We start from the raw sequence: 21,908 nt of genomic DNA on the forward strand, positions 1-21,908 counted from the left end.
TCGACGCCGCGTGAAACGTCAGGCATCGTGATATCGCGGCGATTTGACAATGCTTGACGGGCGTTTCCGTGTCGCAGGCCCGCGCGAAGCGTCATAGAATCGTCGTCGGCCGCCTGACCGCTGCGATCCGACATCCACCTCGAACATGAATGACCCTCGCGTGGCGCTTGCCCATCGATTTTTGCTGATCGCCGGCGCATCGGCCGCACTCATGGCCGGCGCCGGTGCCACCGATGTCGCCGCTGCGGCGCCCGTAGCCACGACGGCTTCGGCCTGCACGTCGCCTTCGTTCGACCGTTATCCGGCACCGGCCGCCGCCCGTGCGCCGCGCAAGCCGGCTGCCACGCCTCGGCTCACCAGCAAGGAAGCGCGCCTGTACCGCACCGTCATTCGCGACGAATTCGCGCAACCGGCCAATTTTGCCGGTCACTACCGCGTCGCGATCTGGGGTTGCGGAACGGATTGCCGAAATTTCGCGATCGTCGACAAGGACACGGGCGCGACGTACACGATGCCCGGCGTGAAATCCATCTCGGGCGTGATGGGCAATGACGACGAACGTGTCGACTTCCGTGCCGGCAGCACGCTGCTGATCGTCGCCGGCTGCTTCAACGATGCGTGCGACGACGGCTACGCGAAAGCGGCCCGGTTCTTCTACGAATGGACCGGTTCGCGGCTGCGTCCAGTCGGCCGGTGTCCGCTGGCCATCGAGCCGGCTCAATAAGCGGCCCGGGCCAGCCATGACGACCATTCACCTCAGTTTCGACGACGGCCCCGGCCCCTCGACGCCTGCGCTGCTCGACGTGCTGCACGACGCATCGTGCACGGCGACCTTCTTCGTGCTCGGCAAGCATCTCGCGGGCGCGCTCGACGTCGCAACGAGAATCGCGCGCGACGGCCACCGGCTCGGCAACCACACGTATTCGCACGCGAAACCGGGCGCGCTCGCCGACGCCGCGCTGATCGACGAGATCGACACGACCGACGCGCTGATTCGCGACGTCTACCGTCGCGCCGGCCTTGCCGCGCCGGACACGATCCCGCTGCGCCTTCCATACGGGTTGATGCCGCAGGACGGTCGCGCGGCCGTGCTCGCGCGCGCGCAACGCGAACACACGGGCTGGACCGCGATACTGGACGACTGGCAACGGCCGGCGCCGTCGCCGCACGCGCTGTTCGACGCGATGTGCGCGCATGCCGATGCCTGCGCGGCGCAGCATCGCGACGTGCTGTTCTGCCTGCACGATGGATCGCGGCACGGCGACGCGCGGCCCCACACGGTCGAAGCGGTGCGGCTGTTCCTGAACCGGCAGCGCGCTGCCGCCACGCCCCGTTAGCCCGCGGGCACCGCCCCATCCAGCAACTGCCGCCAGCCGCCGAGAAATCCGATGCCGGGCCCGGGCATCCACAACCCGCGCTGCGCGGCTTCGAGATGGATCAGCGTCTGGTCCGCGCAGAACAGCGTCGTCAGCGCGTCGTGGTGGTCGCGCAGCCAAGCCGGCGCCGCATCCGGGCGCGTCGCCGCATAAGCGTCGAGACTGGCCACCCATCGCCCGCGGTCGAACACGAAGCCATCGTCCCGGTCCGCATCGCGCGACAGCGCGAACGACGCAAAGGCCGCCTCGAGCCATGGCGCGCCCTGGCCCACGTCGTCGAAATCCAGCACGCCGTTCACCGCGTTGCCGACGTACAGCAGGTTGCCCGCGTGATAATCGCCGTGCAGCCAATGCGCCGGCCCCGACAGCCACGCCGCCGCCGCGTCGAGATGCGCGCCGATCCGGCGGATCACCGTGTCGTAGGCATCGTTCAAATCGCCCGGCAGCGACGGCATCGCGCGCGCCGCGACGCGCGCATGCCGCGCGGACAGCCACGCCAGCGGCGCCGCTTCGCTCGCGGGTATCGCGGGTATCGCGGCCAGTGCCGTATGCAGATGCGCGAGCGTGCGCATCGCATCGGTCGCCCCCGCGTGCGGGTCGTCCGGCAGGCCGGGACGGCCGTCGATATGCTCGAACAGATGCAGCCAGCGTCCGTCGGGCAGCCGCACGCCGGTTCGCGCGTCGACGGTCGGCCGCAGCCGCGGCAGCGCGGGCAGCCGCGGCGCCGTCGTGCGTGCCGCGCCGAGACGGCCGAGGATCGACGCCTCGCGCTGCATCTGCCCGAGCGGCTTGCCGGCCCACGACACGCGCAGCACCGCGCGCCCCGCATCGCCCTCGACGAGATACGTTTTGTTAGTATGGCCCGACGCCAGCGCCTGCAGGCGCGCCGGCCCGATGTTCCAGTACCGGTGAAGCCACGGTTCCAGCGTTTTCACGTCACTCCTACTCGTTGCATTGACCATGTCAGAGCGTCCTTCGGCCCGCATGCGGGACATCAACATCGAATGGCTGACGCGCGCCGCCGAATTCGGCCACCTGTTCCAGACCCGCTGGCTCGGCGAGCGCTTCTTCCATCTGCCCGGCGACATGCTCGCGCTGCAGGAACTGATCTGGCGCGAGCGCCCCGACTGCATCGTCCAGACCGGCATCGCGGCGGGCGGCGGCGTGGTGTTCACCGCGTCGATGCTGGAACTCGCGGGCAATCACGGCCGCGTCGTCGCAATCGAGCCGCGCCTGCGCGACGAGGTCCGCCAGCGCCTGCAATCGCACCGCCTCGCCGATCGCATGGTGCTGATCGAAGGCGAATCGTGCGCGCCCGACACGCTTGCATCGGTACGTACGCAAATCGACGACGGCGCGCGCGTGATGGCGATCCTCGATCTCACGCATACGCACGCGCACGTGCTGCGCGAACTCGAATGCTATGCGCCATTCGTGACGCGCGGCAGCTACGCGATCGTGATGGACACCATCATGGAGTATCTGCCCGAGTCGATGTTCGACGGCAAGCCGTACGGCCGCGGCAACAACCCGGCCACGGCCACACGCGAATTCCTCGCCCGCGACGATCGCTTCGAAGTCGACCACGACATCGAGGACCGCGTGCTCATGACGCTGTCGCCAGGCGGGTTCCTGAAGCGAGTGCGCTGATCAGGCGCGCGGCTTGCGCGGAGCCGTCGCGCGCCGCATAGCTGTCGCGGATCCGCGCCGCGTGTTCGCGCAACGGTCCGGCGCGTAACAGGCGTTCGAGCGCATCGGTAATGTCCGCGACACCCGCCTGCTGCAGATCGAGCACGCAGCCCGCACCGGCCCGCTCGACGAAGTGCGCCGAATGAAACTGGTCGTTGCAGAACGGCGACAGCAGCATCGGCACGCCGCACGCGAGCGACTCCATCACCGAATTCGCGCCGCCGTGGCTGACGAACGCGTGCGTGCGCCGCAGCAGCGCCAGTTGCGGCGCGTAACGTACCGCGATCACGCGTGCGTCACCGGCCGGCAGCAGATCCGAATCGACCAGTTCACCCACCGACAGCAGCAGTTGCGCGGACGTCGCGCGCGTCGCGTCGATCACCTTCGCGAACAGGTCCGGATGGTAGTAAAGCTGGCTGCCGAGCGACATGTAGACGAGCGGGCGATCGTCATCGAGGCGCGCCCACGGGAACGCCGTCTCGTCGCCGCGCGGGCCCGACGGCATCGCAGGGCCGACCAGTTCGACACCCGCGGGCGGCGCACCGACCAGCGCGTCGGTCGCGAACGCGAGCGTCAGGTGCGGCGACAGCACGTCGCAGCCGCGAAAGCGTGCGTCGAGGCCGTAGCGCGCGAACAGGCGCGTGCGTTCCGGTGCGAGCCATCGCACCGTGCGCAGCAGCTCCGAATCGAGATCGTCCGGCAGCACCGGATTCAGCGAATTCGACATCGACACCCACGGCAGCCCTTCCAGCTCCGCGGCAATCGCCGCCGCATAGAGCAGCGGATCGATCACGACCACGTCAGGCTGCCATTCGCGCAGCACCGCGCGGATGCCGTCCACCTGCGCGGGCGCGAGGTCGATCAGCAGCGTGCGGATCCAGTGCCGCAGCCAGTCGGCGTCGCGAATGTTCGCGGCGAAGCTTGCGCCGCGCGACAGGTCGTGGCGCTCGGGCGTCTCGCGCGGCCCGACGAACGCGAAACCGCCGGCGCCGTCGAGCTGGTCGCTGATGTCGGCCGGCGCATAGAACGCGACGTCGCAACCGGCGGCGCGCAGATGCTGGGCCGGGCCGATGCACGGATTGACGTGGCCCTTCTCGGGCACCACGCAGAACAGGATGCGTTTCATGAACGGCTCAGGTGGGGCGATGCACGGAATCGGGATGAAGGCGATCGAGATGATCGAGATGATCGAGGATCAGAGTCAGCGTCGTCCACAGCACGCGTTCGGTATCCGTCTGCAAAGCGGGCGCGGCCACGCCGAGCGTGTCGGCCAGCGCATGCGTGCGGTCGCGATCGAGCAGCGTCGCGAGATCCATCGCCGGCGCGAGCCGCCCGCGCTTGGGACCGTGCACGAGACGGTCCGGCAGGTTCAGGCGCGCCCCGAGATCGCGCAGGCACTGCTTGTTCGGATCGGGCGCGATGCTCGTCAGATGCGCGACGACGGCGGCATCGACGAACGGCGGATGCAGATCCACCGACGCGGCGTCGAACAATGCGTGACACAGCGGCAGATAGTTGGCCGACCGGTCGCGGCGCAATACCTGATCCGCACCGTCGCCGGTTATCGCGACCTCGACGCCGTCCGCTGCCATCGCCTCGGCCAGCAGCAGCTTCGCGACCGGATGCAGGTTGAACATCGGCTCCTCGACCGCATGGGTCGTTCTCGGCAGCGCCGCGATGAAATCGGCCTCGGTCGCGCGCACGATCTTCACGTTCGCCTGCATCTGCGTGGCGAGTTCGAGCGCCGCGTCGCGTTCGCAGTAATCGGGCATGTCGGTCACGAGGATGTAGGCCGTCACGTGCCGCAATGCGCCGAGCTCGCGCAGCAACGCGAGCAGCAGCGCCGAATCGAGCCCGCCGCTCAGCGCCAGCGCGACCCGCTTGCCGCTGTCGAGCGCGCGCTGCAGCGACGCGCGCAGCGCGGTGCCCAGATCGGCGGGCTGCGGCCGCTCGGGCGCCGGCTGCACCGTCAGCCCCTGCGGCGACCGGATCAGTGCATGGCCGGGTGGCACCGCGAGCACGTCGCGCAGCACGGTGCGGCCGACGAGGCGCTCGCCGCTCAGGTAGCCCGCGATGGCGGCCGCGTCCGGCGCGCCGGCCGGTTGCCCCGACGCCCGCAATACGGCGCGGATACCCGACGCCGACACGCCGCTGCGCGGATGGTAGTGCAGACGATCGAAACCGAACGGGTCGCGCGTGCCGACGATCATGGATAACGAGCCTTCAAGGTGTCCACTTCAATGCGTTTGAGGATGCGATGCGGCGCCACCGGCGCGCTGCCACCCTGACAATGCAGGCACGCTTCGAGCGGCGTCTCGCGTTGCAGATAGGCGAGCATCGCGTCGAGCATGCCCGCATCGTCGCGCAGCGGCAGGCCATCGGCCTGAAAATCCTTCTCGCCCTGGTACAGCGTATGGAAATGCGCGGGGCGCGTGCACGTGTAGAACATGCCGTCGCGAATCATATGGCAGCGCTCGCGAATCCAGCAATCGTGATACAGGCGCTGGGCTTCGTCGAGATCCGTGCCCGGCTGGGCGCGGTTCATCGTCGTGAACACGTCCTGCATCTTCCAGTTCAGGCGCACGTCGAAGCGCGCGGCCTGGCGCTCGACATGCGCGACCAGGTCGGCGGAAAGCGCGGGCTTCGGATAGCGCGAGATCGTCAGCGCATCCACCGCTTGCCAGAACGCGTCGGGCATCTCGCCGAGTTTCAGGCCGTTGGTCGTGACCGAGATCACGGGCGCGATGCCGGTCGCGCGTACGCGCTCGATCATTTCGACGAGCGCCGGATGCAGCAACGGCTCGCCGCCGACCAGCTTGAACATGCGCGGGCGCAACACCTTCGCGGCCTTGCGCAGATCGGCTTCGATCGATGCGGGGCTCGCGTACCACTCGGGCAACAGCGGCGACAGCGAGCAGCATTCCGCGCAGGTCAGGTTGCAGTGATCGACGATATGCGCTTCCAGCGAGCGCGTCTGCACGCGCCCGTCCTCGACGCGGTAATCGCGATCCAGCGGCGGCGGAAACACGTGTTGCCGCTCGCCGGAGCGCGGCGGATTCGGGATCTGGTTCGGATTCGCACTCACATCAGCTTCCTGCTTCCACGCAACGGGAAAAGAAATCGATCAGATGGCCACGCGCGTCCACCATCGCGGACGCCATCGTCACCGCGCCATTCAGGTGCGACGCGAAGCACGACGGATCGTGAAGCCAGCCTTGCACGATCCACAGCTTGAGCGCGTGCTGCACGCACGCGGCATCGACCGCCCACGCGATGTGCGCGGGGTTCACCGGCCGCACCCGCTGGTAAGCACGCACGAACGCTTGCGCGAGGTGCGGCGCTTCCAGCGGCAAATGATTCAGGCAGCGCACCAGCTCGTATTCTCGAGGCGCGCCGATCGACGCTTCCCAGTCGACGATCAGCGGCGGCAGCGTGCCCATGAACAGATAGTTGAACTGGTTGTAATCGTTGTGGATCGGGTGCTGCGGATCGTCGGCCGGAAACGCTTCGATGCTGCCCGGATAGTAGCGGTCGAGCATGCGCAGCGCGAGATCGACGTAGCGGCGCAGGTTCGTGGCGTCGGCGGCGTTCGCATCGGCTCGATCGAGTGCATCCAGCAGGTTCCGGCGTACCGCATCCGCGTCGATCGACGTCAGCCGCGCACGGAGCGTATCGAGCGACGGCAGATGCAGTCGTTCGAGGCTCACGTGCAACGCGGCCAGACTCGCGCCGAGCGCATCCCATTCGGCTGGCGAGAACGTATCGTAGGTCTTGAATTGCCCGGCTTCCCAGCGCGTCAGCATCGCGTGCGCATGTTGCCCTGACCACAGCGATGCGCCGGACGTCGTGCGCTCAAGCGTCTGCACATGAAAACGGGGGTCGTCATGCGTTTCCAGATGCGCGAGCACGGCGGTTTCCTTGACTGCGCGCGCATGGTGTTCGAGCGCATAGAGTTTCACTGCCACGCCCGCGCCGCCGCTGGTCGGCAGATGCCACACCCGTTCGCTCACTTGCGTCGGCGGCCCGACGCGACCGAGGTCGTACGCGCCGCGAATCTCGTCGAAGGTGACGGCGAGCGAATCCATTCAGATGTGCTCGGCCGGCCCATGCCGATAAGGATGGCCCGTCAGAAACGTGTTGTGTCCGACGTAGCGCAGCTTGTACATCGCCGGCCGGAACAACACCGACGGATCGTTGTTCGCGATGCCGAGCAGCGGGTACAGGTCGTGTCGCACGAAAAACGCGTTATTGCCCATGTCGTCGCAGCAGACGAGTTCATAGCCTTTATCGCGGCCGAGATGCACGAGCGATTCGAGGCTCGCGCCGTAATAGGTCGAGCCGTCCCATTCGTGGTCCGGATTGAAGCACATGACCCAGCGCTCGGGCGGCGTGTAGTACGGGTTGTATTCGATCACGACGATGCGCGGCTCAAACGCTTGCAGCCCACGCCACACCCAGTAATCGTTGCCGTCGATGTCGATCGACAGCAGGTCGAAGTCGGCCGGTACGTTCGCGTCGGTGAGCAGTCGGTCGACCGTGTCGGGCTGCACGCGATCGTGATGCAAGCGGACGCGCTCCACGCCCGCGTAGTGGGCGGTGAGCTTGCCGAACCGGTATGTGCTGCCTTCCACGAGTACGCCGGCCCAATCGTGTTCACGCAGCAACCGCGCCGTGTTGCTGTTGCGCAGGCCGTCGCTCGCGCCGATATCGACACAGAAACGGTTGGTCGGCGCGATCCGCTCCATCAGGCGCGCCAGGATGCCCTCCTCGGTGCCCTGCGCGTACAGGCTGGGCGCAAGGCCGGACAGATCGAGCGGGAGAGGATGGTCCTGCATCGAGGGCAGCTCCGGGGTGAAATGGGGAATGATGGGGCGTTGGGTGCGTAATTTACCTGAAGTCGATTACGCGGAGGAAACTCGGATGCGCGATGCGGTCGCGTTTTACCGCAGTGGATATGAAAAAGCCCGCATCGACATTACTGTCGATGCGGGCTCGTAGCGGTTCCGGCGATTCGCTCCGTGCGGTAGGCCTAACGTGCTCCCACGACCGGAGAAAACCTCAGGACACTTACTCCTGCCCCTGGCTCGCCAAGAACTCCTCGTAATTCCCGCCGAAGTCGAACAGCGTGCCATCCGTCTTCACTTCGATGATCCGGTTCGCCAGCCCGCTCACGAACTCACGGTCGTGCGACACGAAAATCAGCGTGCCTTCGAACTGCTCGAGCGCGATCTGCAGCGACTCGATCGATTCCATGTCCATGTGGTTGGTCGGCTCGTCCATCAGCAGCACGTTGTGGCGGCCGAGCATCAGCTTGCCCCAGATCATGCGGCCCTTCTCGCCGCCCGAGAGCACCTTCACCGACTTCTTGATGTCGTCCGACGAGAACAGCAGGCGGCCCAGCGTGCCGCGCACCATCGTTTCGTCGTCGCCGTCCTTGCGGTACTGGTCGATCCAGTCCATCAGCGTGATGTCGTTCGGGAACTCCTCGTACGTGTCCTGCGGCATGTAGCCGACGTTCGCGTTCTCCGACCACTTCACCGTACCGTGATCGAGCGGCAGCGCGCCGAGCAGCGAGCGCAGCAGCGTCGTCTTGCCCGCGCCGTTCTCGCCGATGATCGCGATGCGCTCGCCCGGCTGCACCGACAGGTTGAAGTTCTGGAAGATCGTGCGCTCGTACTTCTTCGTGATCTCTTCTGCGACCACCGCGACGTTGTGCAGCTTCTTCTCGAACTCGAAGCGGATGAACGGGTTCTGGCGCGACGACGGCTTGAATTCCTCGATCTTGATCTTGTCGATCTGCTTCGCGCGGCTGGTGGCCTGGCGCGCCTTCGACTTGTTCGCCGAGAAGCGGCGCACGAAGTCCTGCAGTTCGGCCACGCGCTCCTTCGCACGCGCGTTCGCCGCAGCCTGGCGCTCGCGCGCCTGGGCCGACGCGAGCATGTAGTCGTCGTAGTTGCCCGGCCAGACCTTCAGCGTGCCGAAATCCATGTCGGCCATGTGCGTGCACACCGAGTTCAGGAAGTGACGATCGTGGGAGATGATGATCATCGTCGAGTTGTACTCGTTGAGCGTGTGCTCGAGCCAACGGATCGAGTTGATGTCGAGGTTGTTGGTCGGTTCGTCGAGCAGCAGCACGTCCGGCTTCGAGAACAGCGCCTGCGCGAGCAGCACGCGCAGCTTCCAGCCCGGCGCGACGTCGGCCATCGTGCCGTTGTGGAACTTCTCCTCGATGCCGATGCCGAGCAGCAGCGCGCCCGCGCGCGCTTCGGCGTCGTAGCCGCCGTATTCGGCGAACTTGCCCTCGAGCTCGGCCGCGTGCATGTAGTCGTCGTCGGTGGCTTCCGGGTTCGCGTAGATCGCGTCACGCTCGGTCATCGCGGCCCACATCTCGGTGTGGCCCATCATCACGACATCGAGCACGCGCACGTCTTCGTACGCAAACTGGTCCTGGCGCAGCTTGCCCAGGCGGACGTTCGGCTCCAGCGCGACGTTGCCGGCGCTCGGCTCGAGGTCGCCGCCGAGGATCTTCATGAAGGTCGACTTGCCACAGCCGTTCGCGCCGATCAGACCGTAGCGGTTGCCCTCGCCGAATTTGACCGAGATATTCTCGAACAAGGGCTTCGGCCCGAATTGCATCGTGATGTTGGCAGTAGAAAGCACGGCAGGTCCCGTTAAGAGAGAAATCGACGGAAAACCGTGTATTTTAGCAGGTGTCGGAGAAACTGCCGACCGCACCGTCCCGGCGGCGTATTCCCGGCCTCAGGCCCGGCGCCGGCGGCCCGTCAATACGACGGCACGCGCTGCACCGCCGTCTCACCGGAATCCCGCATGCTCGCCAGCCAGCTTCGCGAACAACTCGTCGGCGCATGGCGCCTCGTGTCCTACGAAATCCGCCCACGCGACGGCAGCACTGTCACCTATCCGCTCGGCCGCGACGCGCGCGGCTGGATCCTGTACACGCCCGACGGCTACATGTCCGCGCAGCTGATGGCGGCCGGCCGCCCGCCCTACGCGGACGGCGACCTGCAGGGCGGCAGCGTCGAGGAGCGCGCGGCCGCGGCGCGCGGCTACATCGCGTATTCAGGCCCCTTTAATGTCGACGACGACGGCATGTTGACCCATGAAATGGACGTCAGCCTGTATCCGAACTGGATCGGTAACGTCCAGCAGCGTGTCGTCAGCCTGGACGGCAACCGGCTGCAGCTCAGCACGGCCGGACCGGTTCGGATCGACGGCCGGGAGGTCGAGCCGGTGATCGTCTGGGCACGCGCCGGCCGCTGAGCGTGCCTGGGGCGCAGCACGGCCGTCGCGCGGCCGGCCGCGGCCATGATACCGATGCCGCACCATCGCGCATGCCGCTCCCGCGGCTGCGCGTCACTTGCCGGCCTTCTTGGCCGCTTGCTGCGCCGCCTTCGCCTTCATCTGCCCGAACAGTTCGGAGCACGGCACGTCGCGGTTGTTGCTCGGCGCGATCAGCGGGATCAGCGCCGCGAACGGGTTGATCAGCCCGAGGCCGACCATCGCGCCGGCGCGCAGGGCAAGCGCGCCCGCATCGACGCCGACCTTCGGGTTCTTGAACGTGCCCTTCGCATACAACGGCGAGCGCAGCGAGAAGATCCGGAAGCCCTTCGTGTGCGGATGGATCTTCAGGTCGAGCGATTCGTCGCGCAGGTTGATCGGGCCGTCGACGTTGATGAGCGCATCGTCGGTATCGAGCGCGAACACCTTCGGGTCGAGCATGCCGTCGGTCGCCGCGAAATCGATCGCCGCGCAGTTGATGTTGACGTCGCGGTTGCCGAACAGCTTCTCGTAGACCACGTTCGCAACGTTCAACCCCGCGGCCTCCATCAGCAAGCGGCTGATGCGGCCGTTGGTGATGAGCGCCTTCACTTCGCCGGTCGACGTCGCCGCGAGCGCGGCCGGCGAATTGCCCGTTGCCGACAGCGACGCGTCGCCGTTGATTTCGCCGAGCGCCGTCTGCATCACCTTCTGCGTCGGGAACAGCTGCTTGAGCTTCAGATGCCGCGCGGCCAGCGTGAAGCGGCCCTTGAGCGGCGTGCGGCTGCCGTCGAGATGCGCGTTGGTCGCGAGCGTGCCGCCCGCGACGCCGAACTGCAGCGGCTCGAGCGACAGCACGCCGTCCTGCAGCAGGATGTGCGTGTACAGGTTGGTGATCGGCAACTGCGGGCTCTTGATCAGCTTGCGGCCGGTGAACTTCACGTCCGCGTCGATCGCACTCCAGCGTTCGGTACGGAACGTCGCCACCGGCAGCACGCGGTCGGGCGGCTGACGCGTCGTGTCGCCGCGCTTGGCCTTGCTCGCGGCCGTATCGGCGCCGATCACCGGTGCGAGATCGGAGAACTGCAGCAGGTTCGACACGAGTTCGCCCGACAGCTTCGGACGCGGTTCGCGCTGCGCCCAGGTGAGCGTGCCGCCGAGATCGCTGCCGCCGACGCGACCGTTGAAGTTCTCGTAGCGGAAGGTGCTCGCATGCGGCTTGAAGTTGCCGATCAAGCGCCCTTCGGTCGCGTACGGCGGCGTATCGGGCAGCGTGATGCCGGTGAGCTGGTAAAGGTGCGACATCGACGTGCCCTGCAGCCACAGCCGCAAGTCGAGCGCGGCGAGATGCATCGGGTCGGTCAGCGTGCCGACGATCGCGAGCCGCGTATCGCCGGCCTTCACGTCGGCCTGCAGCGGGAACGGCCGCGACGTATCCTGGATCGCGAGCACGCCGCCGACCTTGCCGGTACCGTTGATCGGCACGTTCTTGTAGCGGCCGTCGACCTTCAGCCCGAATGCATAGGTCGGGCCGGACGGTTTCGCGGGCGCCGCGGCCCCGCTCGCGCCGGACGCGGCAGTCGCCGTCGATGCGGAACGCGCGGACGCGGCGGACGCACCCGACGCAGCCGATGAACCCGCCGAACCGGCAGCAGCCGAAGCAACCGCACGCGCACCCGACGCCCCCGACGACGCAGCCGCGCTCGGAGCCGACGCGCTCGACGCGGCCTGCGCATCGGCCTTCGCACCCAGTTGCGCGGCGCCGTGCTTGCCGACGCGCTGCGCCGACGCCGCACGCGACGTCTGCTCCTGCTCCTTCAGCACGTCGCCGAGCGGGATCGGCTGGCCGAGCGTATCGATCGCGATGGTCAGGTCGGCCTTCGTGATCGCGTCGCGATACGTGACGGTGCCCTTCGCGAACCCGAAGCTGTCGAGCCGCACCTTCCACCGCGAAGGCTGCGACGATTGCTTGAACTGGAAGGTCCACGTATTGGTGCCGTCCGCGCGCCGCTCGAGATCGACGGCAGGATTCACGACGTCGATCGACGGGATGACGATTTCATGTGCCAGCAGCGGCAGGATCGCGAGATCGAAGTGCGCGGCATCGAGCGTGACGAACTTGGGCGCCTTCGCCCAGTCGGGATTGCCGATCTCGAGCTGGGTGGCCGAGAAGCTCGGCCAGGGCACCCATGCGCGCCAGCCGGTCTCGCCATCGGGGCGACGCCAGCCGACCTTGAGGTCGCCGTTGATCGCGAACGGGCGGCCGAGTGCGGCACTCACCTGTTCGTTGACCCACGGTTTCGCGCGGTTCCAGTCGAACGTGAAGAGAAAGACGCCGGCCGCCGCGATGAGCACCGCGACGATACCGACGATCCATGCAGCCGATTTGCCGATGGCTCGGGTTAGCGTCATGGCGGTTCCGTTGTTGTTCTGAAGCGTTGCCGCACGATGCCGGGCCGCTTGCGTGGACGAACGGCGCACGACAACTGCGGCTTTTCAATCGGTATTATGACGCACGACGTGGCGGCCTTTCGGCGCCATTAACGCTTTTTTTCATTTGTGACATGACCTCCCCCACCGGCCTCATCGATGCGCGGCACATCACGCGGCGCGACGCCAGCAGCGGCAAGACCTTGCTGGCCCCGACCGATTTCAGTCTCGCCGCGGGATCGCGAATTGCTATCACGGGACCGTCCGGGTCGGGCAAGAGCGTGCTGCTGCGCGCGCTCGCGCTGCTTGATCCGCTCGATGGCGGCCAGCTCCTGTGGCGTGGCCGCCGGATCCGGCGCGGTGCGATTCCGCGCTACCGGCGCAGCGTCGCCTATGTCCGCCAGCGCCCCGCGCAGATGGACGGCACCGTCGAGTCGCAATTGCGCTATCCGTATTCGCTCGCGATCTATCGCGACGTCGCGTTCGATCGCGCGCGCGCCGAAGCGCTCGCCGCGCAGGCCGGTCGCGGCGCCGACTTTCTCGACAAACGCGCGAGCGACCTGTCCGGCGGCGAAGCGCAGATTACCGCGCTGCTGCGCGTGCTGCAGCTCGATCCCGACGTGCTGCTGCTCGACGAGCCGACCTCCGCGCTCGACCCCGAGTCGGCACGCGCGATCGAAGCGCTCGTCGGCGCGTGGTTCGACGCGGCGCCCGATGCACGGGCCTACATGTGGATCTCGCACGATCCCGCGCAGGCCGCGCGGATCGGCACGATGCGGCTCGTGATGCAGGCCGGCGTGCTGCACGCGGCCAACCCGACGGAGGCTGCACAATGAGCCCGGCACTGCAGGACCTGAGCCTCGTCGACGTCGGCATCGCGGCCGCGCTCGTCGCGGTCAACGGCGCGATCTCGGCGGCGCTGTCGCTCGGCCTCGGCCGCAAGCTCGCGCTCGCGGCCGTGCGCACCGTCGTGCAGTTGCTCGCGATCGGCTACGTGCTCGGCTGGGTGTTCGGCCATCCGCACTGGTACGTCGTGCTGCCGCTCACCGCGCTGATGACGCTGATCGCCGGTTTCGCCGGTGCGGGGCGCGGCAAGCGCACGTACCGCGGCCAGCGCCTCGACAGCATCGCATCGATCTGGTTCAGCAGCTGGTTCGTCGCGGCGGTCGGGCTGTTCGTCGTGATCCGCATCCATCCGTGGTTCGCGCCGCAATACGCGATCCCGATCCTCGGGATGATTCTCGGCAATACGCTGACGGGCGTATCGCTCGGCGTCGAGCGAATGATGGAAGAACTCACCGCGCGCCGCGATCGCGTCGAAACCGCGCTCGCGCTCGGTGCGACGCGCTGGGAAGCCGCGCAGGACGCCGCGCGCCAGGCCGTGCGCGCGGGCATGCTGCCGACGCTGAACCAGATGGCGGTGGTCGGCGTCGTGAGCCTGCCGGGGATGATGACGGGCCAGGTGCTGGCCGGCCAGTCGCCGCTGCAGGCCGTGCGCTACCAGATCGTGATCATGTTCCTGATCGCCGCGGCGTCCGCGCTCGGCACGGTCGGCGCGGTGCTGATGACCTATCGCCGGCTGTTCTCGGCCGATCACCGCTTTCTCGCATCGCGACTCGAAGAGCGCACGCATTGACGCGTCGCTGCAGCGCGCGAGGCGCGGCCAGCGCGATCAATGCGTGCTGCGTCGCTTGCCGATCGCCTGCCGGAGTGCGGCCGAGATATCCGCATCGGGCGCGAGCCCGTCGACCGAAGCGATCAGTCGCACCGCGCGCGACGTCGTCACATACGCCTGCGCGCCGACATAGCCGCCGCTGCCGGCCGAGCGCGTGGTCACGACGAGCGCCTGCGGCGCGCGGGCGCCGAGGTCGGCCGTGTACGCATCGACGATCGTGCCGTCGCGCGCATGCAGCGTGCCCGTCACGTAATCGTCGGTATCGAAGCCCGGGGCGGCATGCGCGGTCGAATACACGCGCACCGCGTAGCTGCCGGTCGAGCACGGTTCGAGTGCGCCGCTCGATATCACCGCCACCTGCTGCCGCGACGGCAGCTCGACCTTCTTCACGAAACCGCATTCGTCGGCCGCGTGAGCGTGCGCGACAACGAACGCAATGGCAGACAGCAGCGCGTGCATTCGAAGTTTCATCGGGAAATAGTGACCGGAAGGAGAGGATGCGGGCGAGCATAACGTGACATCCACATGACGTCACGCCTCGCCATTGCACGATCGCGGCACCGTTCCGCGAAGCAGGCGGCCAAACGCATGGCGACGACGGCACGACCCGCTCGCGTGCGGCCCTGCTCGCTCCGCCATCGAACCGGTTGCGCGCGCACCGACAGAAATGCCGGTCCGCGCGTGCCCGCTCAATGCTTGATCGACACCGTCACCTTGGTACCGTCGCTCATCGTCACGGACTTCGACCCGCCGTTGGTCGAGATCGACACCCACTTCACCTGGCTCACCGACACGACGTCGGGGCACTGCAGCGACTTGCCGCCGGCCGTCACGCTGCGCGTGCCCTTCGGCGCGGCCGCCTGGAAGCTCAACTGCACGTTGGCGACGCCCTTCGCATCGACCGACGGTGCGAGCCGCACCTGGGTCTGCCGCACCATCGCGCCGTTCGCGTCGCGCGGCAGGTTGTCGGCGTTCGGGCAGCCGTCCGGCATCGCGACCGCGCCGCTCGGCGGCACCGACTTCCAGTTGAAGTCGTCCGTCTCGCCCGAACGGATCTTGCGGGTCTCCTGCGTATTGCCGAAGGTCTTCGAGTCGACCTTGACGGTGTATTCGAGCTGTCCCGTACCGCCGCCCTTCAGGCTGCCCTTGACCGGCGGCGCCGCGAATACGCTCGCGCTGACGCACGCCGCCGCGAACACGACCGACCACGATGCGGCGACTGACAAGCTGCGTTGGCTCATGCTGACCTCCTTGTAATGCGGCGGCACGCGCGTGCCGCGCGGTTTTCGATGCATGATGCGTTGCCAGTCTACCGCCAAGCGCGTTGCAATGCGCCGCAAACGCATCGGGTGTTACCCCGCTTGCGTTCGCGGCGCCGCAACCTTACGCGCGCTGCCGCTCAGAAGCCGCTCAGCACGAGCTTGCCGATCGCGCGTCCGGCCTCGAGCATCCGGTGCGCGCGCCGCACGTTCTCGGCATTGATCGTGCCGAGCTGTTCGCCGAGCGTCGTACGCAGCGTGCCGCCATCGACGAGCCGCGCGACTTCGCCGAGGATCCGGTGCTGCTCGATCATGTCCGGCGTCTCGAACATCGCCCGCGTGAACATGAATTCCCAGTGAAACGCGGCGCTCTTCGCCTTCAGCAATTCGACCGGCACGGGCTTCCCGTTCTCGACGATCGTGCAGATGCCGCCCTGCGGCCGAATGACTTCCGCCGCGGCCGGGAAATGATGGTCGGTATCGTTGAAGATCAGCACGTAGTCGACGCTCGGATGGCCGGCCTCGCGCAACTGCGCCGGCAGGTCGCCGAAATGGTCGACCACCGCATCCGCACCGAGCGAGCGCACCCAGTCGGCCGACGCCGGCCGCGACGCGGTCGCGATCACGTGCAGCTTGCCGAGCGTCTTCGCGAGCTGGATCGCGATCGAGCCCACGCCGCCCGCGCCGCCGATGATCAGCACCGACTTGCCGGCGTCCGCGCCCTGCGGCGACACGCGCAACCGGTCGAACAGCGCTTCCCACGCGGTGAGCGCGGTGAGCGGCAGCGCGGCCGCCGCCGCGAAATCGAGCGTGCGCGGCTTCAGCGCGGCGATCCGTTCGTCGACCGCGTGGAATTCGCTGTTCGCGCCGGGCCGCGTGATGCTGCCCGCGTAGAACACTTCGTCGCCGGGCCGGAACAGCGTGACGTCGGCGCCGACCGCGACGACCGTGCCGGCCGCGTCCCAGCCGAGCACGCGCGGCGTCTCCTCGACCTGCGGCTTCGGCGCCCGCACCTTGGTGTCGACCGGGTTCACGGAAATCGCCTCGACCTTCACGAGCAGATCGCGCGGGCCCGGCACGGGTTGTGGCAGTTCGACGTCGAGCAACGCTTGCGGGTCGTCGATCGGCAGATAACGGGTGAGTCCAACGGCTTTCATCTCGATACTCCTTTCAGGGAATCCGGCAGGCTGCGGCGCAACCTCCATGCGTGCCATCGTAGGCAACCCGATCCTTCGAGAAAACCGCTATATTTCCTGAAACATTTTCAGGAATTTCAGAATAATGACGTCCGATCCGATTCCAGCGCCCGACAAGCCGCTCGACCTGCTCGACGTTGCGCTGTTCGTCCGCGCGGCGCTGCTGTCGAACGTCAGCGCGGCCGGGCGCGAATTCGGCGTGTCGGCCGCCGTTGCCAGCGCACGCATCGCGCAGCTCGAACGCCAGCTCGGCGCCCGGCTGCTGCACCGCACCACGCGCCGCATCAGCCTCACGCAGGACGGCGAAGTCTTCATGGCGCGCGCCGACGCGCTGCTGGCGGCCGCCGACGCCGCACGCGCGTCGGTGGGCCGCGGCCGCAGCGAGCCGTACGGGCGCTTGAAGGTGTCGATGTCGTCGTCGTTCGGCCGCCAGCACGTCGCGCCGGTGATTCCGGCGTTCCTGCGCCGCTACCCGTCCGTGTCGCTCGATCTGCGGCTGTCCGACGAGATCGTCGACCTGGTCGACGACGGCTACGACGTCGCGATCCGCCTCGGCGCGCTGAAGGATTCGACGCTCGTCGCGCGCAAGCTCGCCACGAACCGCCGCGTGCTGTGCTGCTCGCCCGCCTATCTCGCCGAACGCGGCACGCCGCGCCATCCGGCCGACCTGACGCAGCACGAGTGCGTGATCCTCGGCGACCAGCGCGACTGGTCGTTCGCGACGCCGCAGGGGCCGCTCACGGTGCGGGTCGGCGGCCGGCTGGTGGCGAGCAACGGCGAGGCGATCCGTGAAGCGCTCGTCGACGGCTTCGGGATCGCGATCAAGTCGACCTGGGACGTCGGCCCGCTGCTCGCGAGCGGCGCGCTCGTCAGCGTGCTCGACGACTATCCGTTCGCGGAAGACGTCGCGATCTGGGCCGTCTATCCGAGCCGCGCGCACGTGCCGCTGAAAACGCTCGCGTTCATCGCGTTCCTGGCCGAGCATTTCGGCGATCCGCCGTACTGGGATCGCGCGAACGGGTGACCCCGCTGCCGCGCACGGTTTCGTGCCGGCCCCGGCCGCCATGCGCGGCCAACCGGCTACAATGGCGCGTTCGCGACGCAATGGCCCGCCGCCGCACCGGGCCCGCGCTCGCAGGCGGCCGCCCGTGGGCCGCGCACGTCATTCATTCGTCTCCCAACCACTCGTCATGACCCACAATCTCGTCATCCAGAGTCTTGCGCCGCTGTCGGACGCCCATCACAAACCGCTGCTCGCGCTGTCGCGCGGCACCCGCATCGTGCAGACCGACGATCACGCGCTGCGCATCGAAAACGCGAGCCCGGCGCAGCGCCTCGACATCGACGCGTACTGCGGCACGCATGCGCTCGACTTCGGCTTCGTCGAGGCCGGCCGCACGCTCGGCGATTTCGGGCTCGCCGTGATGGACATGGATTCGACGCTGATCACGATCGAATGCATCGACGAAATCGCCGATTTCTGCGGGCTGAAAACGCAGGTCGCGGAGATCACCGAAGCGTCGATGCGCGGCGAGATCCGCGACTTCAACGAAAGCCTCACGCGCCGCGTCGCGCTGCTGGCCGGGCTCGACGCGCACGCGCTCGAGCGCGTGTACGAAGAACGGCTGCAACTGTCGCCGGGCGCCGAGACGATGCTGGCCGGCGTGAAGGCCGCCGGCATGAAGACGCTGCTCGTGTCGGGCGGCTTCACGTTCTTCACCGAGCGGCTGAAGGCCCGCCTCGGCCTCGACTACGCACATGCGAACACGCTCGAGATCGTCGACGGCAAGCTCACCGGCAAGGTGCTCGGCGAGATCGTCAACGCCGACGTGAAAGCCCGCCTGCTGCGCGAGACGTGCGCGTCGCTCGGCCTCGAACCGCACCGCGCGATCGCGATGGGCGACGGCTCGAACGACCTGAAGATGATGGCCGAAGCCGGGCTGTCGGTCGCGTTCCACGCGAAGCCCGTCGTGCGCGATGCGGCGACGGTCGCGTTCGACCATGTCGGCCTCGACGGGCTGCTGCGACTGTTCTGATTTCGCGGCACCGTCAATGAAAAACGCCGGCGCGACAGAGCATCGCGCCGGCGTTTCGTTTTTGTGCCGGACGTGGCCGCCCTGCGATCAACCCAGTGCGGCCTGCATCGCACGCTCGATGTCCGCGCGCAGATCGCCTTCGTCTTCCAGACCGACGTAGAAACGCACCAGCGTGCCGCGATGCGGCCAGTCCGGACGCATCGACGCGACGTCGTAAGGCATCGCGAGGCTGCACGCGCCGCCCCAGCTCCAGCCGATCGCGAACAGCTCGAGCGACTCGACGAAACGGTCGACCTGCTCCGCGCTGTAGCGTTCGTCGAACACCACCGAGAACAGCCCGCCCGCGCCCGTGAAATCGCGCATGAACGACGCGTGCCCCGGGCAGTCGGCGATCTGCGGATGCAGCACCGTCGCAATCTCCGGCCGCGCCTTCAGCCATTGCGCGAGCGCGAGCGCGCTCTTGCTGTGCGCGTCGAAGCGCACCTGCATGCTCGGCAGGCTGCGCAGCACGAGCGAGCAATCGTCGACCGACACGCCGATCCCGCAGCGCATCCGTGCGAGCTTCAGCTTCGCATGCAGCTCCGCGTTCGCGGTGATCGTCGCCCCCATCAGCACGTCGCTGCCGCCCGACTGGTACTTGGTCAGCGCCTGCACCGAAATGTCCACGCCGTGCTCGAACGGCTTGAACGCGAGGCCCGCCGAAAAGGTGTTGTCGATCGCGGTGACGATGCCGCGCGCCTGCGCGGCCGCCGTGATCGCCTGCACGTCGGGCACTTCCATCGTCACCGAGCCGGGCGCCTCGATCCAGATCAGCCGCGTGTTCGGCTGGATCAGCTCGGCAATGCCGGCGCCGATCAGCGGATCGTAGAAGCGCGCGGTGATGCCGAAGTCCTTCGCGAGCCAGTTGCCGAAATCGGCGTTCGGGCCGTACACGTTATGCGGAATCAGCACGTCGTCGCCCGCTTTCACGATCCCGAAGTAGACGTTCATGATCGCCGCGAGGCCCGATGGCTGCAGCAGCGCGTGCGTGCCGCCCTCGATCTCGGCGAGCCGCTGCGCGAGCGCGAGCGACGTCGGCGTCGCGTGCAGCCCGTAGCGCCACTGGTTGTCGTTGTGCCAGACCAGCGCGCGCATCGTCGCGAGATCGGGGAACACGACCGTCGACGCGCGCGCAACCGGCGGCACGAACGAACGGAAGCCTTCCGGAATGACGTCGTCGGGTTGAACGATGCGGGTTTGCAGCGCGCGCTTGGGAGTGGATGCAGTCATGACGGGGAGCCGGGCACGAGGCCGTTCGGTTGCGGAATATGTCGTTAGAGTAGCCAAAATCGGCGCGCTTGGCCCGGTACAATGCGCGCCGCGCACACCGAGCCAGCGCGTGCTCAGTCGTCGGTACGCAGGTTGACGACGCCGCCTACCGTCTCGATTTCGTGCACGCGACCGTCGCGCACCTGCAGCGCCGCGCGCTTGCCCGGCGCCAGGCGCAGCACGACCGGCTGCGGGTCCGATTCGTCCGAGTTCATCCGGTCGGCCTTCAGGTCGCCCGTCGCGTCGAAGCGGCCGATCCACACGCCGGTGATGTTGGTGCCGTCGTTCGATTCCTCGATCTCCAGCGTATCGCCGTCGCGGTCGCCCGCGAGCAGCACGACCTCGCCCGTGTCGGCGAACTGATATTCGCCGTGCACGCCTTCCTCGTCCGTCTTCGGGCCGAGATGCACGACGATCGGCCGGTCGCCGAGCGTGCCTTCATAGCGCGGCAGGCGGGCGAACTCGGGATTCGGTTTCAGCGGCCGCGCCGGCGCCGGTTCATCCTGCTGCACGCCCGGCGCGACTGCCTGCGCGGCGACGCTCCCCGGCATCGCGATACCTGCGACCAGCGCGCCGGCGACGAGCGCCCGTTGCCATTCCCAATATCGACCCACGTTGTGTTGCTCCTTGCTTCAGATTCGCCCGACATCGCGGACGGCACCGGGTCGAGACCCGGTTCCTGCGTAACCGCGCAAGCCTGCGCGGCGAATGCGCCGGCCTGCGCGTGTCGCGTCAGCCCTGCATCAGGCGTTCCACCGCATCGCGACGCGGAATCGGCGCGACCGCGCCGTAACCGGTCGTCGACAGCGCCGCCGCCGCGTTCGCATAACGCGCGGCCGCGAACGGATCGTCGCCCGCGACGATCCGCGCGACGAATGCGCCGCCGAAGCAGTCGCCCGCACCGGTCGCGTCGACGGCCTCGACCGCGAAGCCCGGCACGACGCGCCGCTCGTTCGGCGTCGCGACATACGCGCCTTCCTTGCCGAGTTTCAGCGCGACGACCTGCGGCCCGTGTTCGAGCATCGCGTCGACGATCGCGTCGCGATCGTTCGCGCCCGTGAGCGCCGTGACGTCGTCCCAACTCGGCAGGCAGATGTCGGTCTGGCGCAGCGCCTCGCGCATCACCGCGCGAGCGCGCGGCAGCGGCCACAGCTTCAGGCGCAGGTTCGTGTCGAAGCTGACCTTCGCGCCGTGGCGACGCGCATGGTCGATCGCCGCGAACGCCGCATCGCACGCGGCCGTGCTGATCGCAAGACTGATCCCCGACAGGTGCACGGCCTTCGCGGCCGCCAGCGCGTCGAGCGGCAAGTCGCCTGTCGCATAGCGGCTCGCAGCCGACCCCGCGCGCAGATAGTCGAACTGATGGCCGTCGGCGCCGTGCGTGACGAAATACACGCCGGTCGGCGCCGCGCGGTCGATTCGCACGTACGTCGTGTCGACCTGCTCCGACGCCCACATGTCGGCGAGCAGGCGGCCGAACGGATCGTCGCCGATCGCCGACACGAAGCCCGTCGATGCACCCTGGCGCGCCGCCGCGATGCAGAAGTTCGACGTGTCGCCGCCGAAGCCCTGCAGGAATTCAGGGCGTCCCGGCTGCGACTGGTTGAATTCGATCATCGCCTCGCCGAGCGCGAGGATCTCCGGAAATACCGCGGCCATCG

The 21,908-nt window shown here is 67.9% G+C and carries 22 protein-coding genes; 8 read left to right on the forward strand and 14 right to left on the reverse strand.

The features are described from left to right. Positions 1-160 precede the first annotated feature (160 nt). Both KU887_RS09315 and KU887_RS09320 read left to right on the forward strand, forming a co-directional pair. Complete coding sequence (locus KU887_RS09315; protein WP_179148665.1) at positions 161-724, forward strand: hypothetical protein; 564 nt, start codon at positions 161-163, stop codon at positions 722-724. Between the two features lie 16 nt (positions 725-740). Continuing rightward, on the forward strand, positions 741-1,337 hold the full coding sequence (locus KU887_RS09320; protein ID WP_006485231.1) for a polysaccharide deacetylase family protein: 597 nt from the start codon (positions 741-743) through the stop codon (positions 1,335-1,337). On the opposite strand, the gene KU887_RS09325 is transcribed toward KU887_RS09320, so the two are convergent. Continuing rightward, positions 1,334-2,338, reverse strand: a complete 1,005-nt coding sequence (locus KU887_RS09325; protein ID WP_233633897.1) for a phosphotransferase — start codon at positions 2,336-2,338, stop codon at positions 1,334-1,336. The genes KU887_RS09320 and KU887_RS09325 overlap by 4 nt on opposite strands. Here KU887_RS09325 and KU887_RS09330 point away from each other — a divergent pair. Continuing rightward, complete coding sequence (locus KU887_RS09330; protein ID WP_043205648.1) at positions 2,337-3,026, forward strand: cephalosporin hydroxylase family protein; 690 nt, start codon at positions 2,337-2,339, stop codon at positions 3,024-3,026. The two genes, KU887_RS09325 and KU887_RS09330, sit on opposite strands and share 2 nt — an antisense overlap. On the opposite strand, the gene KU887_RS09335 is transcribed toward KU887_RS09330, so the two are convergent. From KU887_RS09335 to KU887_RS09360, 6 genes are all read right to left on the reverse strand, one after another. Further along, positions 2,983-4,191, reverse strand: a complete 1,209-nt coding sequence (locus KU887_RS09335) for a glycosyltransferase (protein WP_258250027.1) — start codon at positions 4,189-4,191, stop codon at positions 2,983-2,985. The genes KU887_RS09330 and KU887_RS09335 overlap by 44 nt on opposite strands. A gap of 7 nt (positions 4,192-4,198) precedes the next feature. After that, positions 4,199-5,275: an asparagine synthase-related protein gene (locus KU887_RS09340; RefSeq protein WP_077190244.1), complete on the reverse strand. Its 1,077-nt coding sequence runs from the start codon at positions 5,273-5,275 to the stop codon at positions 4,199-4,201. Beyond that, positions 5,272-6,150, reverse strand: coding sequence for a 4Fe-4S cluster-binding domain-containing protein (locus tag KU887_RS09345; protein ID WP_077190245.1), 879 nt, complete (start codon positions 6,148-6,150; stop codon positions 5,272-5,274). Before KU887_RS09345 ends, KU887_RS09340 begins: the two co-directional genes overlap by 4 nt. Before the next feature lies 1 nt (position 6,151). Further along, positions 6,152-7,150 carry a phosphotransferase enzyme family protein gene (locus KU887_RS09350; protein WP_077190246.1) on the reverse strand — a complete coding sequence of 333 codons (999 nt, stop codon included), beginning with the start codon at positions 7,148-7,150 and terminating at the stop codon, positions 6,152-6,154. After that, complete coding sequence (locus KU887_RS09355; RefSeq protein WP_077190247.1) at positions 7,151-7,900, reverse strand: FkbM family methyltransferase; 750 nt, start codon at positions 7,898-7,900, stop codon at positions 7,151-7,153. It lies immediately after the preceding gene. A 232-nt stretch (positions 7,901-8,132) separates the two neighbouring features. Beyond that, complete coding sequence (locus KU887_RS09360; RefSeq protein ID WP_062910594.1) at positions 8,133-9,725, reverse strand: ABC-F family ATPase; 1,593 nt, start codon at positions 9,723-9,725, stop codon at positions 8,133-8,135. A gap of 168 nt (positions 9,726-9,893) precedes the next feature. Between KU887_RS09360 and KU887_RS09365 the strand changes: the two genes are divergently transcribed. After that, positions 9,894-10,346 carry a lipocalin-like domain-containing protein gene (locus KU887_RS09365; protein WP_034201722.1) on the forward strand — a complete coding sequence of 151 codons (453 nt, stop codon included), beginning with the start codon at positions 9,894-9,896 and terminating at the stop codon, positions 10,344-10,346. A 93-nt stretch (positions 10,347-10,439) separates the two neighbouring features. On the opposite strand, the gene KU887_RS09370 is transcribed toward KU887_RS09365, so the two are convergent. Next, positions 10,440-12,755 (reverse strand): AsmA family protein, encoded by a 2,316-nt coding sequence (locus tag KU887_RS09370; RefSeq protein WP_006497186.1) that lies wholly within the window; start codon positions 12,753-12,755, stop codon positions 10,440-10,442. A 152-nt stretch (positions 12,756-12,907) separates the two neighbouring features. Between KU887_RS09370 and KU887_RS09375 the strand changes: the two genes are divergently transcribed. Beyond that, positions 12,908-13,609 (forward strand): ATP-binding cassette domain-containing protein, encoded by a 702-nt coding sequence (locus KU887_RS09375; protein WP_006497185.1) that lies wholly within the window; start codon positions 12,908-12,910, stop codon positions 13,607-13,609. Continuing rightward, positions 13,606-14,409, forward strand: coding sequence for an ABC transporter permease (fetB, locus tag KU887_RS09380; RefSeq protein ID WP_006485250.1), 804 nt, complete (start codon positions 13,606-13,608; stop codon positions 14,407-14,409). The genes KU887_RS09375 and fetB overlap by 4 nt, the downstream gene beginning before the upstream one ends. Positions 14,410-14,445: 36 nt before the next feature. On the opposite strand, the gene KU887_RS09385 is transcribed toward fetB, so the two are convergent. From KU887_RS09385 to KU887_RS09395, 3 genes are all read right to left on the reverse strand, one after another. Then, entirely contained in the window at positions 14,446-14,919 is a 474-nt protein-coding gene (locus KU887_RS09385; protein ID WP_077020206.1) for a PliI family lysozyme inhibitor of I-type lysozyme, read from the reverse strand. A 218-nt stretch (positions 14,920-15,137) separates the two neighbouring features. Then, entirely contained in the window at positions 15,138-15,689 is a 552-nt protein-coding gene (locus KU887_RS09390; RefSeq protein WP_034178470.1) for a DUF6013 family protein, read from the reverse strand. Between the two features lie 158 nt (positions 15,690-15,847). Continuing rightward, a complete protein-coding gene (locus KU887_RS09395; RefSeq protein ID WP_034201719.1) occupies positions 15,848-16,864 on the reverse strand; it encodes a zinc-binding alcohol dehydrogenase family protein in 1,017 nt (338 codons plus the stop codon). A gap of 124 nt (positions 16,865-16,988) precedes the next feature. Between KU887_RS09395 and KU887_RS09400 the strand changes: the two genes are divergently transcribed. Further along, positions 16,989-17,927, forward strand: a complete 939-nt coding sequence (locus KU887_RS09400) for a LysR family transcriptional regulator (RefSeq protein WP_006485262.1) — start codon at positions 16,989-16,991, stop codon at positions 17,925-17,927. A gap of 166 nt (positions 17,928-18,093) precedes the next feature. After that, the gene (gene serB / locus KU887_RS09405) at positions 18,094-18,939 is read left to right on the forward strand and encodes a phosphoserine phosphatase SerB (protein ID WP_012492650.1); all 846 of its coding nucleotides are present in this window, start codon (positions 18,094-18,096) and stop codon (positions 18,937-18,939) included. An 87-nt stretch (positions 18,940-19,026) separates the two neighbouring features. Here the strand turns inward: serB and KU887_RS09410 are convergent, their stop codons facing one another. The 3 genes from KU887_RS09410 to KU887_RS09420 all read right to left on the reverse strand — a co-directional run bounded on the left by KU887_RS09410 (position 19,027) and on the right by KU887_RS09420 (position 21,906). Beyond that, on the reverse strand, positions 19,027-20,208 hold the full coding sequence (locus KU887_RS09410) for a cystathionine beta-lyase (protein ID WP_006497182.1): 1,182 nt from the start codon (positions 20,206-20,208) through the stop codon (positions 19,027-19,029). Positions 20,209-20,321: 113 nt separating this feature from the next. After that, positions 20,322-20,861 carry a hypothetical protein gene (locus KU887_RS09415; RefSeq protein ID WP_048986474.1) on the reverse strand — a complete coding sequence of 180 codons (540 nt, stop codon included), beginning with the start codon at positions 20,859-20,861 and terminating at the stop codon, positions 20,322-20,324. Positions 20,862-20,979: 118 nt separating this feature from the next. After that, complete coding sequence (locus KU887_RS09420; protein ID WP_006485268.1) at positions 20,980-21,906, reverse strand: sugar kinase; 927 nt, start codon at positions 21,904-21,906, stop codon at positions 20,980-20,982. Between the last annotated feature and the right edge of the window lie 2 nt (positions 21,907-21,908).

The organism is Burkholderia sp. EMB26 (assembly GCF_024730645.1).
GTDB lineage: Bacteria > Pseudomonadota > Gammaproteobacteria > Burkholderiales > Burkholderiaceae > Burkholderia > Burkholderia cenocepacia.